Raw genomic sequence first — 15,455 nt, 5'->3', positions numbered from 1 at the left:
TGCGCGCAGTGCGTGCGCGGGGTCAGGCGGCGTTCGCGTGCGCGGCCTCGTGGTAGCGGCCGCTGGTCGCGTGCCACTCGCGGCTGCCGCCGACCCAGGCCCAGGTGGAGGCCAGGAAGCGGCGCAGTTCGGGGGAGCCGGTCTGGGCGAGCGCGGCCGCCTCGGTCTCGAAGGTGAGCATCAGCTCGTTGTGGATGTCGACGGTGCGGTCGACGGCCTCCTCCAGCGAGCAGCCGTCCTCGGCGGCGATCAGCCTGGGCAGGCTGAAGTCCGTCGGGCCCTTCTCCTTGGCCATGGAGTAGAGGTCGTTGACGATGACGGTGGCGGTGCCTGCCATGGTGAACGCCCGCCGTACCCGGGGGTCGGAGAACTCGTTGTAGGGCACCTCGTACCCGGCGATCGCGTCGACGAGCACCATGCACGGGATGAAGCTGTTCTCGTGCCGGTGCATGAGGAACTCCCAGACCGGCGGGACGTGCCCGGAGGCCTGCCAGTAGCCCTCCTGGTTGTAGGCGACGAACATGATGCCCAGCTCGTGGCGGAGCCGGCGCACCTGTCCGGTCGTCGCGTACGAGTGGAGGTTGCGCAGGCTGTCCCGCAGGGCCCGCATGACCGGGTCCGCCGTGACGACTTCTTCGAGCTGGGGGGCGTAGCCGAGCGGGAGGTGGGCCTGGTCGATCACCGAGTGGGCGATGGCGAGCCGTCGGCCCAGCTCGTGCGGCCGGGCCTCCTCGACCTCGCCGTCGATGTAGTGGTCGTCCACGGCCCACTCCGACAGCGCGCACTTGGCCGCCGCGAGCAGTCGGTCGGGGTCGTCGGACTCGGGGTGGGCGAGCATGATGAGCCGGCCGAAGTCGGCCTTGCGGATCTTGTCCAGCTGGCCCGGGTAGATCCCCATCTCCTCGGCCCACTCCACCAGACGCTCGGTGACGGTCCGGCCGAGCGCGGGGTCGTCCCGCACGGCGGGCGGGCAGTGCAGCCGGGGACCGGGATCGGACGCCGCCGGTGCCTCCCGGCGGGGGGCCGGACCGGCCCCCGGCGCCGCCTCCCGGCTGGGCTCGCGTGCGGTGATGAGGAGGGGCGCCGCCGATGTGCCGGTACCGGTGCGTGCGGCTGCCGCCGATGCGCCGTATCCGGTGCGTGCGGCTGCCGCCGATGCGCCGTATCGGGTGCGGCCGAGGGCCGCCGCCGAGACGCCCAGCCCGGTGGGCCCGGACGGCGGCCCGGCGGGGCACGGCGCCGCGCCCGCCGATGGCTGCCCGGCCGCCGCCGACTGCCCCGCCGCCGACTGCCCCACCTCCGGCGGATGCACAGCCGCGGGAACCACCGGCGCACCCGGCCCGGTGGGACCGGGCCGCAGCGGAGCCGCACCCGCCGTTGGCTGCACGGCCGCCGTCGACTGCCCCGCCTCCGGCGGATGTACTGCCGCGTGAGCCTCCGGCGCACCCGGCCCGGTGGGACCGGACGGCAGCGGGGTCGCCCCCGCCGATGGCTGCCCCACCGCCGCCGATCGCCCCGCCTCCAGCGGATGCACAGCCGCGTGAGCCACCGGCGCACCCGGCCCGGTGGGACCGGACGGCAGCGGGGTCGCCCCCGCCCTGGACGCGTCCCCCGGCGGATGCACGGACGCCGACGGATTCCCGGCCGACGCCGACCGGTGGCCGGCCCCCGCCGGACGCGTCACCGTCGGCACCGGCACCGGCACCGGCAGCGGCAGCGGCAGCGGCAGCGGCAGCGGCAGCGGCAGCGGCAGCAGGAGGCCGCCCGAGTGGGCCGCGCCGCGATCCGTTCGCGTGCCGTGCGGGCCGGCCGCCGCGCCGAAGGGGGTGTGGGCCGCCGACGTGCCCAGCCCCGTGGGGCCGGACGGCAGGCCCGGCTCGCCGGACCCGGACCCGGACTCGGACCCGGACCCGGACTCGGACCCGGACCCGGACTCGGGCCCGGCGGAGGGTGGGCGGGCCGGCGGGGACGGTCTGTCCGCCAGCAGGGCCTGTACCAGGCCTGCCATGTCGTGGGCCGCGGCGGGCGCCGTGACCCGGGAGAACAACGACACCGCCGTCAGCTCCCGTTCGTGCGGGCGATCTCGACGTTCTCCAGGACGCCGAGGGCGTCGGGCACCAGGACGGCCGCCGAGTAGTAGGTGCTGACCAGGTAGGAGATGATCGCCTGCTCGTTGATGCCCATGAAGCGGACGTTCAGGCCGGGCTCGACCTCGTCCGGGATCCCGGTCTGGTACAGGCCGATGACACCCTGGTCGTCCTCGCCGGTGCGCATGGCGATGATCGACGACGTGCCCTGCTCACTGATCGGGATCTTGCCGCACGGCAGCAGCGGCACCCCGCGCCACGCGGGGATCTGGTTGCCGTGCAGATCGATGCTGCCGAAGTAGATGCCCCGCTTGTTGCACTGGCGGCCGAACGCGGCGATCGCCTTGGGATGGGCGAGGAAACAGCGGGTCTTGCGCCGCATGCTCAGCAGCTCGTCCATGTCATCCGGGGTCGGCGGGCCCGAGTAGGTGGAGATCCGCTGATCGAAGTCGGCGTTGTTGAGCAGACCGAACTCCTCGTTGTTGATCAGCTCGTGCTCCTGCCGCTCGCGCAACGCCTCGATGGTCAGCCGCAGCTGCTGCTGGGTCTGGTTCATCGGCTCGTTGAAGAGGTCGGCCACCCTGCTGTGCACCCGCAGCACCGTCTGCGCCACGCTCAACTCGTACTCACGCGGCGCGAGTTCGTAGTCGGCGAAGGTCTGCGGCAGGGTCTCCTCGCCCACGTGCCCCGAGCTGAGCTCGATCGCCGCCTCGCCCGACCGGTTCAGCTTGCGGTGCCGCTGATGCCCGTTGGAGCTGATGTGCTGCACATGCGCGCGCAGTGCCTCGTAGCGGTCGGCGACCGCCTTGTACGCGGTCAGCGGCAGCGCGAGGACGGTCGTGGCGGTCGCGGCACGGGCCGTGAACTCCCACTTCTTGGCCTGGCCGGACATCACCCGGCCGCCGAAGGTGTCCCCGTCGGCCAGGAGCCCGATCACAGCCTCTTCGCCGTACGGACCCTCGCCGATCTTCTCGACCTTGCCGTGCGCGATCAGGAACACCTGGTCGGCCTTGCGGCCCGCCTGCACGATGACCTGGCCCGGCTCGAACTCCTTCTGCACGAACTTGTCGGCCAGCGCACCGAGCGCGTCGGCGTCGGAGAAGCCGCGCAGCAGGGGCAGTTCACCCAGTTCGGCGGGGACCACCTGGACCTTGGGGCCGGTCTTCACGAAGCTCACGCGGCCGTCGCCGACGGTGTAGGACAGACGGCGGTTGACCCGGTAGGTCGCGCCGGGCACGTTCACCCAGGGCAGCATGCGGGTCGCCCAGCGGGAGCTGATGCCCTGCATCTGGGGTTCGGACTTGGTGGTGGTGGCGAGATTGCGCGCCGCCGCGGTGCTGAGGCTCTGCTGCTCGCGCTGCTGCTCGGACTCCGGGCCCGCCGGTGCTGTCACTGTGTCAAGGGGCATGGCTCTACCTCGTCTTCCCTGGCACGTAGGGACGCGACGACCTGCTGTCGTCACGCTGCGTACACAGGGGTACCAGAGTCATGCTTACGTTCAGTAATCGATAAGGTGGCGCACGAAGGCATTCAACGCGCTTGCAGCGCGCCCCCCGTGCGCCCCGTACCGCGATCACTGCTGGTCGAAGGCGCCACACGTCAACCGACGAACGGCCGTTCACCCGCAAGATCCCGCGCGAGTCATCGCCTACCCACAGTAATCGGCGTGGCGCGTGTCTCCCTACGCGCTCGGACACTCCTTCCACGCCAGGTGGTACACCGTGCTGATGTCGCCGTCCGTCGAGTCCATCGTCATGAAGCTGACCTTGTCCGGGTTCTGGGTCCCGGCGTTGACTCTCAGTTCGGTGTTGATGTTGAAGTTGCGCAGCACCCCGCAGGGCGCCCAGACCAGTTGGGCCCAGTCCGTGCTGTCGGTGGCCTCCCAGTTGTCGTTGAAGGGAGCACTGAAGGGGTGGCTCTTGGGGACGGTGGTCGGGGAGCCCTGGAAGTAGTACGAGGCCTTCTGAGTGGCGCTCGCGCCGGGCTGCAGGGACAGGAAGCCGCGGTAGTCGGCGCTGGCGATGGCGTAGGTGAAGCCCTGCGGGACGTGGACGATCAGGTTGAGCTGGCAGTTCTTGCGGAAGGCCGTGGGGTCGGAATTGCCGCCGGCCTGCGCCAGGTAGTTGCTGTAGGTCACCGTGAAGGCGGTGTTGTCCGGCGAGACGGCGACCGCCGCGGTGCCCTCGGGGCAGCCGGAGCCGTTCACCGTCGCGACGTCGATGACGATCTTGTCCGGGGGCGGGTTGTCCAACACGCCCGAGGCGGGCGTGTGTTGGGCGGGCAGCGCCGTGGTGAGCAGAGCGGCTACGGCGCCGCTCAGGAGGAGTCCACCAGCCATGGTTTCTCCCATGTCGTCGAGTGGGGGGTGCGCCTCCGGTCCGTCCGCCGTGCAGTTCGTGCCGCTCGTTCAGCTTTGAAGAAACTGTGTGGGACCTGTGAAGGACGGGAGGCGTGAGCATCGTAGGAAGCCACGCTCCGGCCCGGCAGGGCGAACTCCGGCCATTCACATCCGGCTTTTCACGCGCACCTGCTCGTCCACCAGCTCCCGCAGCCCCCGCAGCAACGCCGCCGCCTCGGCCCGGTCCGCCCCGATGCACACCGCGCCGAACTTCCCGTCCTCGGCGGCGGCGCTCATCATGTGCAGCACCACGCCGGTCGCGCGCTCGGGGTCGTAACCGAGGGGGGACCCGGTGACCGCGCGGATCAGGTGCGCCGGCCGCAGGCCCACGTAGCGCGGGTCCATGATGCTGTCCGACGCCTCGTAGACGCGCTCGGCGCCCCCGGGCCCGCCGACGACCAGGCGGCCGTCCGGCGTCGCGCGCGTGCCCAGGAGCGCCGAGACGATGCCGAAGGCGTGCTTGGTCCCCGTGCCCCGCAGATTGATCTCGCACCCGAGGACCTGCCAGCCCCCGGCGGTGGGCCGGGCGAGGAAGTCCACCCCGTAGTCGCCCCGGTCCACTCCGCGCTCCCGCAGCGCCCGGCCGACACGCAGCCCGTAGTCGATGAGTGTGTGCCGGTATGCGGCGTTCGCCGGGAACCGGCAGCCGACGTAACTCTGGCTGTGGACGGCAAGCACCTGGTCATGGGTGGAGACCGCCTCGACCGCGCCGCCCTCGGTGATCCTGCCCTGGAAGCTGGGGCTGCACAGCGCGTCGTCCTTGATCCACTCTTCCACGAGGGTGCCGGACTTCCCGATCATCCGGACGTAGTCGCCCCAGGTGATCCCGGGGTCCACCAGAGTGGCCCGGGGCAGCGCGGCGAGCACGCGTTCGGTCAGCGCGTCGTCGTCCGTCCCGGGCGACAGGCCGAGGTCGCCGAGATCCAGCAGCGCGTTGCCGAGCCCGGCCCCTGAGGCGGCGTCGTCGAGCTTGACGACCAGCGCGCGGTGCCCCGACCGCGCCATCCGCGCCACTTCCACGGCCAGGTCCGCGACGGAGTGGCACAGCTCGGGGGAGCCCGCGGGTACCGGGATGCCCGCCTCGGCGAACAGCCGGCGGCCGGAGTGCTTGGTGCCCGTCGGGATGCAGGACGAGGGCGGCTGGTTTCCGGGCACGCCCAGTTCCCGGGCGAAGCGCTCCAGCGGAGCGGACGGTTCGAAATAGTTCAGCCGGACGTCGGCGCCGGCCCGTCGCCGGCCGTCCACGAACGCGCGGACGACCGCACGGACCTGCGCGGCCCGCGGGTTGTCCGGATCGAGGATCTTCTCGCTCAGCCATCGGGCGCTGACGTCGTCCACGCCCACCAGGCTCACCCGGTTCCGCGCACCCTCGTGGCCGGCGCCCAGCAGCCCGAGGTAGTAGTCGACCTGCTCGTCGGCGTCCAGCGGCGGCGGGGCGGTGACGTACAGGAGACGGCCGCCTGCCCGGCACACCGTGTCGACGATCGCCCAGCCGAGCAGCCGCTCCGGGAAGAACGTCGCGCCGGGGAACCGGCCCAGGATCAGCGGATCGCACTCCCGGCTCTGGATGTGGACCTGTGCCGGGCGCAGGGTCTCCACGGCTGCCTCCTCCTCGGGCGCCTTCGCCCCACGGAACAACACCGGACGAAAGCCTCAAAGGTCGCGCTTCTCGAAGGCAGCCTAAGGGTTCTCCCACGCCGCCGGTTCCGCCGCCAGCGCCCGGACCGGCTCCGGCAGCGTGTCCGCCGCGAGGTCCGCGATCGTCACGCCCTCCAGGATGCGGCGGACGTTCGCGCGCAGGGCGATCCAGAGCGGGAGCAGGGGCTGGGCCGTGCCCGTGTAGGACAGGTCGGTCGGGCGTTCGCCGCGTACCGACACGATCGGGCCGTCCACGCCCCGGACGACGTCCGCCACCGTGATCGCGGCCGCGTCCCGCGCCAGCTGGTAGCCGCCGCCTCCGCCCCGCCTGCTCTCCACGATCCCGGCACGCCGGCAGTCGCCCAGGATGCCCTCCAGGAACTTGTGCGGGATGTCCTGCACGGCGGCGATTTCCTCCGCCTTCACGGGGCCGTTACCCTGCCGTACGGCCAGTTCCAGCACCGCCCGTACCGCGTAGTCCGCCCGTGCCGAGATCCTCATGCGTCCATTGTGAGGCGTCGCTCCGTGGACAATGGCCGCACCCGCGCCCCGTAAGATCGCCGCCCGGGAGGATCCACCTTGGCGCTCAGCAGACGTACTTTCAGTGCCCTGGCCGGCTCTGCCGCGCTCGGGCTCGCCCTGGGCGGCAGCGGCGGCTCCGGCGCGCCCTCGGCGTTCGCGGCGCGCGCCAGTGTGCCGACCGGCCCGGCACCCCTGCCGCCCCGGGCCGACGGCGAGCGGCACACCATCGGGTACGACCGGTACTCGCTGCTCGTGGACGGCAGACGGGTGGTGCTCTGGTCCGGGGAGTTCCATCCCTTCCGGCTGCCCAGCCCCTCCCTGTGGCGGGACATCCTCCAGAAGATGCGGGCCCACGGCTACAACGCCGTCAGCATCTACGTCGCCTGGAACTACCACTCCCCCGCGCCGGGCACCTACGACTTCACCGGCGTCCGGGACCTCGATCTCTTCCTGCGGATGGCCGCCGAGACCGGGCTGTACGTCGTCCTGCGCCCCGGGCCGTACATCAACGCCGAGGTCGACGGCGGCGGCTTCCCCGGCTGGCTGACGGCCACGAAGGGCACGGCACGCACCGACGATCCGACCTATCTGTCGTACGTCGACGAGTGGCTCACGCAGGTCGACCGGATCGCCCGCAAGCACCTGTTCACCCAGGGCAACGGCACGATCCTGCTCTACCAGATCGAGAACGAGTACGACGCCCACGCGGACGACGTCACCGGGCGGCGGTACATGTCCCACCTGTTCAAGAAGGTGCGGGCCGACGGCATCGACGTACCGCTCTTCCACAACGACAAGGGGCGGAACGGGGACTGGGTGCCGGGCTCGTTCGACACCGGTGGGGAGAAGGGCGGCTGGCTGTACGGGTTCGACGGATATCCGTCGCCCGCGCAGAACCCGCCCGATTGGGGGGTCTTCGGAGCAGGTGGCGCCAAGGGCGGGGCCGGGGCCTCGCCGTCCACGCCCGGGTTCGTGCCCGAGTTCGGCGGCGGCTGGTTCGATCCGTGGGGCGGGGCCTCGTTCGACGGCAAGGGGTACGGCGAGGCACGGCGGACGCGGGACGCGGCGTACGAGCGGCGGTTCTATCTGACCAACCTCGCCAACGGACTCACGCTCCACAACGTCTACATGACCTTCGGCGGGACCTCCTGGGGCTGGCTGCCCGCGCCCGTCGTCTACACGTCGTACGACTACGGCGCCGCCATCGACGAGGCCCGTAACGTCACCGCGAAGATCGCGCCGATGCACCAGCTCGGCCATCTCTTCCAGCGCGTGCCGGACTTCGCCAAGCTGGACCGGGCGGAGGACGTCAGGGCCGAGGGGCTGAAGGTCTACCACCTGACCAACGCGGACACCGGCGCCCATGTCTACGTCGCCCGCAACGACGGCACGGACCCGGTCACCAGCGAGCTGCCCACGGACGCCGGCCGGCTGCGGATCACCGTGCCCGGCAAGGACGCCCGGCTGCTGACGACCGGGCTGAAGCTCGGCGAGCGGACACTGAAGTACTCCACCGCCCAGCCGGTCTTCTGTGTGACCGCCGGGCGGCAGGACGTCGCCCTGTTCACGGGCCGCACGGACGACATGGCCGAGCTGGTGCTGAAGACTCCGCAGGAGCCGTCCGTCATGCGCCTGGACCCGGAGGCCGCCTGGGTCTACGACGAGGCCGACGAGCTGCGCGTGACCAGCCCCCTCGGCAGCGGCGGGCTGACCCGCGTCCTGGTGCAGAAGGGCGGCAGCGACACCCCGCTGGTCCTCCTCTTCGGCGACGACGACACCTCCGTACGCCTCTTCCCGTACGACACCCCGTCCGGGACCCTGCTGGTCTACGGCCCGGCGCTGCTGCGCCACGCCGAAGTGCGGGGCTCGGCCGTCCACTTGACCGGTGACGTCATCGACACGACGGCCATCGAGGTCTGGGGGCCGCGCGGGACCGACACACTGGTGTGGAACGGGCGCACCCTGCCCACCCGGGTGACCCTGTCCGGCAGCCTGATGACCACCGGTCTGCAGCCGGCCGTGCCCGAGGTGCGGCTGCCCGCGCTGGGCGGCTGGCGCATGCGGCGGGAGAACCCCGAGGTGGGGCCCAGCTTCGACGACTCCCGCTGGCAGATCGCCGACAGGAGGACGTCGTCCAGCACGACTCCCGTCCCCACCGGCGGCCCGGTGCTCTTCGCGGACGACTACGGCTTCCACTACGGGGACGTCTGGTACCGGGGCACCTTCAGCGACTCCACCGGCCTGGAGGAGATCTCCCTCGCCTACAGCAGCGGCACGCAGGGGCTGTTGATGGCCTGGCTGGACGGGGAGCCGCTGGGCACCCACCGGATGCCGGTCCCGGACAAGAACTCGACCGCCCGACGGGGGAGTTGGTCGGCTACGGCTGCCTTCCCGGTGCGGGAGGCACTGCGCTCGCCCGGCCGGCATGTGCTGTCCGTGCTCGTCCGACGCATGCAGCACGACGAGGACGGCGGTGCGCGGGACACGCACAAGGCCGCGCGGGGGCTCATGTCGGCCTCCTTCAAGGGGACTTCCCCGAAGGTGAGTTGGCGGATCCAGGGCGAGGGGCCCGTGGACCCCGTGCGCGGGGCGATGAACAACGGCGGTCTGTTCGGCGAGCGGGAGGGCTGGCACCTGCCCGGCCACCGGACGGACCACGACTGGGAGCCGGTGAGCTTCCCGAGGGCGGCCCGGTACCAGGGCGTGACCTGGTACCGGACCAGCTTCCGGCTGTCCGTGCCGGCCGACGTCGACGCGTCGATCGGCCTGACCCTGGAGGACGACCAGTACCGGGCGTACCGCGCCCAGATCTTCCTCAACGGCTGGAACATGGGCCAGTACATCAACAACGTCGGCCCGCAGCACACCTTCGTCCTGCCGAACGGCGTCCTGCGCACCCGGGGCACCAACACCCTCGCGCTGGCGGTCCTGTCGGAGTTCACCACGCTGTCGGGCCCCGGGGACGTACGTCTGACCCTGCTCGGCCGGGCGTCCGGCGGGCTGCCGGTCACCTCCGTGTGATCACGCCAGCCTGATCACGTTCCAGGACAGCGGCTCCAGTACGGCGGTGAGGGTGCCGTCCGCCACGGCGGTGCCCGCCACCGGGTGCGGGACGACCCGCTCGGGCTCCGCCAGGGTGTTGCGGGCGTCGGGGTCGGCGTCCGCGAGCGCGGTGTGCTCGGTGACGGTCGTCAACTCCAGTGCGTTCAGGGCGACTTCGAGGGGCAGGGCGTCGGTGCGGCTGCGGTTCACGGCGAACACGGTGACCGTGCCGTCGGCCGCGCGGACGGCCGTGGCGTGCAGCAGGTCCGTCTCGCCGTACTTCTTCGTGTCGTACGTCGGTGAGTCCACCCGCACGTCGAGCACCTCGCCCCGGCCGTACTTCGAGGCCTGCGCGAACGGGAAGAAGGTCGTCTGCCGCCAGGCCGGGCCGCCCGGCTCGGTCATGATCGGCGCGATCACGTTGACGAGCTGGGCGAGGCAGGCGACGGTGACGCGGTCGGCGTGCCGGAGCAGCGCGATGAGGAGCGAGCCGAAGACGACGGCGTCGGTGACGCTGTAGTTGTCCTCCAGGAGGCGAGGGGCCTCCGCCCAGTCCCGCGCACCGGAGTTCTCGATCGCGTGCCACTCCGAGATGTACCAGACGTTCCACTCGTCGAAGGAGAGGTTGATCTTCTTCTTGGATTTCAGCTTCGCGCCGATGTGGTCGGCGGTGGCGATCACGTTCTCGATGAACGACTCCATGTCGACGGCGGAGGCCAGGAAGGAGTCGATGTCGCCGTTCTCGGGCTGGTAGTAGGCGTGCAGGGAGACGTAGTCGACGAGGTCGTAGGTCTCCTCCAGGACCGTCGCCTCCCACGCGGCGAACGTCGGCATGGACTGGCTGGAGGAGCCGCAGGCGACGAGTTCGACGCCCGGGTCGATCTGGCGCATCGCGCGGGCGGTCTCGGCGGCGATCCGGCCGTACTCCTGGGCGGTCTTGTGGCCGGTCTGCCAGGGGCCGTCCATCTCGTTGCCGAGGCACCACAGCTTGATGCCGAAGGGGTCCTTGTCGCCGTGGGAGACACGGAGGTCCGACAGGGCCGTGCCGGCGGGGTGGTTGGCGTACTCCTGGAGTTCCAGGGCCTCGGCGACGCCGCGTGTACCGAGGTTGACGGCCATCATGGGTTCGGACTGGGGGCCGACCTTGCGGAGGAAGTCGATGTATTCGGAGAGGCCGAAGCGGTTGGTCTCGGTGGAGCGCCAGGCGAGGTCGAGGCGGCGGGGACGGTCCTCGGCGGGGCCGACGGAGTCCTCCCACTTGTAGCCGGAGACGAAGTTGCCGCCGGGGTAACGGATGGCGGTGACGCCGAGTTCGCGGACCAGCTCCAGTACGTCGGTGCGCAGTCCGGCTTCGTCCGCCGTGGGGTGGTCGGGCTCGAAGATGCCGGTGTAGACGCAGCGGCCCAGGTGTTCGACGAAGGATCCGAAGATACGGGCGTTGACCTCGCCGATGATGAAAGCGGGGTCGAGGGTGAAGCGGGCGGTGCGCATGTTCGCCTTTCGGGGTGGGAGGCTTGTGTTTCGTCGGCGGGTGCGGGTGCGTTGTGGCTTGTCGCGCAGTTCCCCGCGCCCCTAGGTAAGTTCAGGCCAACCCGCTTTCCAGTGCAGCTCGTTGAGCCCCAGTTTCGGCGTGCCGTTGTCGTTCGCGTCGTAGTAGTGGTAGGCCAGCCAGTCCTTGCCGTGGGTGCGGAAGACCGACTCGCCGCCGGGGCCGATGTAACGGCCGTGGGACGCCAGGAACAGGTCTCCCCCGCCGTCCAGCATCTGCTTGCCCGTGCTGTCCGTGTACGGGCCCGTCACGGAGGTGGAGCGGCCGACGCGGATCTTGTACGTGGAGTTCACGCCCTGGCAGCAGGCGTCGTAGGAGGCGAAGAGGTAGTAGTAGGCGCCGTGGTGAACGATCGAGGCGCCCTCGACCGCGTAGGGGGCGTCGGGGCGGGTGGCCAGGTGGCGGACCTCGGCGCCGGGGATCGCCTTGCCGGTCTTCGGGTCCAGTTGGACCATGCGGATGCCGGTCCAGTAGGAGCCGAAGGCCATCCACAGCTTGCCGTCGGCGCGGATGACGGCCGGGTCGATGGCGTTCCAGGTGTCGGTCTTCTCGGAGCTGAAGGCCTTGCCGTGGTCGGTCCAGGTGCCGGGCAGGCCCGACGCAGAGGTGGCCACGCCGATCGCGGAGTGGTTGGTGCCCCAGGAGGAGACGGCGTAGTAGAGCCAGTACCGGCCGTCGCGGTAGGAGAGGTCGGGGGCCCACGGGTCGGCGGTGGAGTTGTAGTCGTACCACCAGCTCGGCGGAGTGGTGAACGCGTTGCCCGCGTCGGTCCAGTCCCGCAGGTTCGGGGAGAGGCGGGCGCCGATGATGCCGCCGGTGGAGTAGGCGACGTACTGGCCGTTCTTCAGCTGGTGGACCGTGGGGTCGTGGATGATCTGCTGGCCGGTGAGGGGCAGCGGGTCGGGGTACGTCACGTCCGCCGAGGCGGTGGTGGGCAGCAGGGCGAGGGCGGCTGCCGCGAGGAGTGCGGCGAGTCTGAGCTTCAAGGCAACGGTCTCCTGATCACTGGCCGGCCAGGCCCGTGTGGGCGACGCCCGCCACGATCTGGCGCTGGAAGAAGACGAAGACGATGATCAGCGGCAGGCCCGCCATGAGGCCGCCCGCCATGAGCTGGGCCCACTGGATGCCGTAGGAGTTCATGACGGTCGCGATGCCGTTCGGCATGGTCATCAGGTCGGGGTTGTTGGTCACCATGTAGGGCCACAGGAAGTTGTTCCACGAGGCGATGAAGGTGAAGATGCCGACCGCGGCGAGGGAGGGGCGGGCGAGCGGGACGACGATGGTGAAGAAGACCCGCCAGCGGCCGGCGCCGTCGATGAACGCGGCCTCCTCCAGTTCGCGCGGGATGCCCTGGAAGAACTTGTAGAGGATGTAGACCATCGCGGCGGGCGCGCACTGCGGCAGGATCATGCCCCAGTAGGTGTCGACCATGCCCATCTGCTGGACCGTGGTGAACAGGGGCACGCCGAGGACGGCCGGGGAGACCATCAGGCCCGCCATCACCACCCCCATCAGGACGGCCTTGCCCCGGAACTCGGTGCGGGCGAAGCCGTATCCGGCGAGGGCGCTCACCAGCAGCACGATGGACGTCACGCAGACGGAGACGACCAGGGAGTTCACGAACCAGTTGGTGATGTTGCCGGTGTCGAAGAGGGCCTTCCAGGCCTGGCCCGTCCAGTGCTCGGGCAGCCAGTGCGGCGGCACCTCGACGGCCTCGGTCTCCGACTTCAGGGAGGTGAACAGGGCCCAGAGGAGCGGGGCGAGGAAGGCGGCGGAGACGGCCGTGCCGAGGAGGGTGAGGATGATCTGGCTGGGCGTCCAGGAGGACCTGCGGGACCTCACGCGGGTCGGAGTGACGGTCGTCATCGGGCGGCCTCCTCGGTGCGGGTGCGCAGCAGCCACATCCGCGCGAGGGCGACGGCCGCGATGATCACGAAGAAGATGACGGAGATCGCGGAGGCGTAGCCCACGCGGTAGCTGGTGAAGCCCTCTTCGAGGGTGTACTGCACGAAGGTGCGGGTGGAGTTCTCGGGGCCGGGGCCGAAGTCCATCATCGTGACGGCCTGGTCGAAGACCTGGAGCGAGGCCAGGATCTGCAGGGCGATGACGAGCCCGGTGATGTTGCGCAGCATCGGCAGGGTGATGTGCACCATGCGGTGCCAGGCGCCCGCGCCGTCCAGCTTCGCGGCCTCGTAGAGGTGGGCGGGGATGGACTGGAGGGCGGCGAGGTAGAGCAGGAAGCTGAAGCCGACCGTCCACCACAGGGTCTCGATGACGATGGCGAGCATCGCGTACGACTTGTCGGTCAGCCACGGGGTGTTGCCGCCGAACACGTAGTTGACCATTCCCGTGCCCGGGTTGAACAGCCACTGCCACAGGTTGCCCGCGACCGTGGAAGGGAGGAGGAAGGGCGCGAAGAAGCACAGGCGCCACAGCCACTTTCCGCGCTCGATGTGGTGGGCGAGCATCGCGAGGAGGAAGGCGAGGACGGTGATGCAGGGCACGACCAGGAGCGTGAAGTACGCGCTGTGGCCGAGGGCGTTCCACATCAGCGGGTCTTCGAGGGCCTCGCGGTAGTTGCCGAGGCCGATGAAGCTCTCGCCCTGGCCGGTGATGTTGGCGTCCGTGAAGCTGAGGTAGACGCCGCGCAGCAGCGGCCAGATCACGAAGACCGTGAAGAGGAGGAGGAACGGGGCGACGAACCAGCCGCCGTGCTGGAAGCCCTGCCGGCGGCGGACGGCGGCGCCGAGCGCGACGGCCTTCGTGCGCGCCGGTGCGATGACGGTCTGTGTGCTCGCGGTCGTCATGCGGCCGCACCTCCCTGCGCGGCGGTCCTGCCGTCCATGGGGTTCTTCATGGCGAGCAGCGTGGTCAGCTCGCTCTTCATCCGGCGGGCCACGGCATCGGGCTTGGCGGAGCCCATCGTCGAGGAGACGACGATCGGGCCGACGCGCTGGGCGAGGATGCCGGTGGAGCCCGCGAACCACACCTTGGGCTCGTTGGCCTGGTGGTCGATGGCCGAGGCGTACTCGTTCTGCGGGTACAGCTTCTGGTAGGCAGGGGTGGACAGGGTCGGCTTGTAGGCGGGGATGTGGCCGCCGGCCGCCCACTGCTGGGCGTGCGTGACGACGTAGGCGGCGAGCTGGTGGGCCGCCTCGTTGGCGGCGCCGCCGCGGCCGGACTGGTGCGGCAGGACGAAGGAGTGCGACTCGGCGTGGGTGGCCTGCTTGCCGAAGACGGGCGGCAGCGGGATCGCGCCGTAGTCGATCTTCGCGCCGGAGTAGACCGGCACCGACCAGTTGCCTTCCCAGGCGAAGGGGGCGCCGTTGATGAACTGTTCGGCGCCGACGGAGCCCATGGCCGGGTCGGCGTATCCGTCGGTGATGTGCCGGCGCAGGAACTCCAGGACCTGGGTGGCCTTGTCGGTGTCGAAGGTGACCTCGGTGCGGGCGTCGTTGAACCAGGTGCCGCCGAGCTGGGTGTAGAAGGCGACGAAGAACCACCACTGGAAGTTCTGGTCGTTGACCCACAGGCCGATGGTCTGCAGGCCCTTCTTGGTGGCCTTCTTGGCCTCCTTGAGCACGCCGAACCAGTCGTCGGTCGAGGTGATGGGCACGATCCGGTCGTCGGCGCCGAGCAGGCCGGCCTTCTTCAGCACGTCCTTGCGGTAGAAGCAGAGCTGGACGTGGACGTCGAGCGGGAGGGCGTAGAGCTTGCCGTCGATGATGCCGCGCTGCCACAGCTTGGGGTTGTAGTCCTGCTCGCGCAGGCCGTACTTGGCGAGCAGGCCGACGTCCCAGGCGTCCAGCAGGCGGCCCGGGGCGAAGCCGGCGACCCGGCCGATGTGCATCACTCCGAGGTCGGGTGCGCGGTTGCCGGCGGCCGCCATGGCGAGCTTGGTGTAGAAGGGGTTGCCCCACTGGAGGGTGGAGTCCTTCACGGCGATGTCCGGGTGCGTCTTACGGAAGGCGTCCAGCATCGCGATCATGTTGGAGCCGTCGCCGCCGCTGAAGAGGTTCCAGTAGCGCACCCGGGTGTGCGCGGTGGAGGCGAGGGCGTCGGCCCCGGTGCCGAGTGCGGCGAAGCCGAAACTTCCGGCCACGGCCAAGCCCCCGGCCGCTGTGAGAAGTTGCCTGCGATTCAGGCCAGGTCGTCCCATTCCCCGCCCTAACTGTCCAGAGTTTGCTCGGCTCTTCGTTCAAATCGTTCGGTATTTCGA

The 15,455-nt window shown here is 70.5% G+C and carries 11 protein-coding genes; 1 reads left to right on the top strand and 10 read right to left on the bottom strand.

Going from position 1 to position 15,455, the window contains the following annotated elements:
• Positions 1–22: 22 nt before the first annotated feature.
• From O1G22_RS28890 to O1G22_RS28870, 5 genes are all read right to left on the bottom strand, one after another.
• Positions 23–2,053 (bottom strand): family 2 encapsulin nanocompartment cargo protein terpene cyclase, encoded by a 2,031-nt coding sequence (locus O1G22_RS28890; RefSeq protein WP_270083992.1) that lies wholly within the window; start codon positions 2,051–2,053, stop codon positions 23–25.
• 5 nt (positions 2,054–2,058) lie between these two features.
• The gene (locus tag O1G22_RS28885; RefSeq protein WP_270083991.1) at positions 2,059–3,495 is read right to left on the bottom strand and encodes a family 2B encapsulin nanocompartment shell protein; all 1,437 of its coding nucleotides are present in this window, start codon (positions 3,493–3,495) and stop codon (positions 2,059–2,061) included.
• Positions 3,496–3,768: 273 nt separating this feature from the next.
• Positions 3,769–4,425, bottom strand: a complete 657-nt coding sequence (locus O1G22_RS28880) for a DUF4360 domain-containing protein (protein ID WP_270083990.1) — start codon at positions 4,423–4,425, stop codon at positions 3,769–3,771.
• A 165-nt stretch (positions 4,426–4,590) separates the two neighbouring features.
• The gene (locus tag O1G22_RS28875) at positions 4,591–6,084 is read right to left on the bottom strand and encodes a peptide ligase PGM1-related protein (RefSeq protein WP_270083989.1); all 1,494 of its coding nucleotides are present in this window, start codon (positions 6,082–6,084) and stop codon (positions 4,591–4,593) included.
• A gap of 81 nt (positions 6,085–6,165) precedes the next feature.
• Entirely contained in the window at positions 6,166–6,624 is a 459-nt protein-coding gene (locus O1G22_RS28870) for an RrF2 family transcriptional regulator (RefSeq protein WP_270083988.1), read from the bottom strand.
• A 78-nt stretch (positions 6,625–6,702) separates the two neighbouring features.
• Between O1G22_RS28870 and O1G22_RS28865 the strand changes: the two genes are divergently transcribed.
• On the top strand, positions 6,703–9,666 hold the full coding sequence (locus O1G22_RS28865; protein ID WP_270083987.1) for a glycoside hydrolase family 35 protein: 2,964 nt from the start codon (positions 6,703–6,705) through the stop codon (positions 9,664–9,666).
• On the opposite strand, the gene arfA is transcribed toward O1G22_RS28865, so the two are convergent.
• From arfA to O1G22_RS28840, 5 genes are all read right to left on the bottom strand, one after another.
• The gene (arfA, locus tag O1G22_RS28860) at positions 9,667–11,178 is read right to left on the bottom strand and encodes an arabinosylfuranosidase ArfA (protein ID WP_270083986.1); all 1,512 of its coding nucleotides are present in this window, start codon (positions 11,176–11,178) and stop codon (positions 9,667–9,669) included. It abuts the gene before it with no gap.
• 81 nt (positions 11,179–11,259) lie between these two features.
• Complete coding sequence (locus O1G22_RS28855; RefSeq protein ID WP_270083985.1) at positions 11,260–12,222, bottom strand: arabinan endo-1,5-alpha-L-arabinosidase; 963 nt, start codon at positions 12,220–12,222, stop codon at positions 11,260–11,262.
• Between the two features lie 16 nt (positions 12,223–12,238).
• Entirely contained in the window at positions 12,239–13,102 is an 864-nt protein-coding gene (locus tag O1G22_RS28850) for a carbohydrate ABC transporter permease (protein ID WP_270083984.1), read from the bottom strand.
• Entirely contained in the window at positions 13,099–14,043 is a 945-nt protein-coding gene (locus O1G22_RS28845) for a carbohydrate ABC transporter permease (RefSeq protein ID WP_270083983.1), read from the bottom strand. Before O1G22_RS28845 ends, O1G22_RS28850 begins: the two co-directional genes overlap by 4 nt.
• The gene (locus tag O1G22_RS28840; protein ID WP_270083982.1) at positions 14,040–15,395 is read right to left on the bottom strand and encodes an extracellular solute-binding protein; all 1,356 of its coding nucleotides are present in this window, start codon (positions 15,393–15,395) and stop codon (positions 14,040–14,042) included. The genes O1G22_RS28845 and O1G22_RS28840 overlap by 4 nt, the downstream gene beginning before the upstream one ends.
• Positions 15,396–15,455: the final 60 nt, after the last annotated feature.

Source organism: Streptomyces camelliae, assembly GCF_027625935.1.
In the GTDB taxonomy this organism is placed as follows: domain Bacteria; phylum Actinomycetota; class Actinomycetes; order Streptomycetales; family Streptomycetaceae; genus Streptomyces; species Streptomyces camelliae.
This window is presented reverse-complemented; position numbering and strand designations above follow the sequence as displayed.

Excerpts from the sequence above, each read along its gene's own strand:
- O1G22_RS28840 (WP_270083982.1), bottom strand. The coding sequence starts at position 15,395 with ATGGGACGACCTGGCCTGAATCGCAGGCAACTTCTCACAGCGGCCGGG.
- O1G22_RS28885 (WP_270083991.1), bottom strand. The coding sequence starts at position 3,495 with ATGCCCCTTGACACAGTGACAGCACCGGCGGGCCCGGAGTCCGAGCAG.
- O1G22_RS28870 (WP_270083988.1), bottom strand. The coding sequence starts at position 6,624 with ATGAGGATCTCGGCACGGGCGGACTACGCGGTACGGGCGGTGCTGGAA.
- O1G22_RS28880 (WP_270083990.1), bottom strand. The coding sequence starts at position 4,425 with ATGGCTGGTGGACTCCTCCTGAGCGGCGCCGTAGCCGCTCTGCTCACC.
- O1G22_RS28845 (WP_270083983.1), bottom strand. The coding sequence starts at position 14,043 with ATGACGACCGCGAGCACACAGACCGTCATCGCACCGGCGCGCACGAAG.
- arfA (WP_270083986.1), bottom strand. The coding sequence starts at position 11,178 with ATGCGCACCGCCCGCTTCACCCTCGACCCCGCTTTCATCATCGGCGAG.
- O1G22_RS28850 (WP_270083984.1), bottom strand. The coding sequence starts at position 13,102 with ATGACGACCGTCACTCCGACCCGCGTGAGGTCCCGCAGGTCCTCCTGG.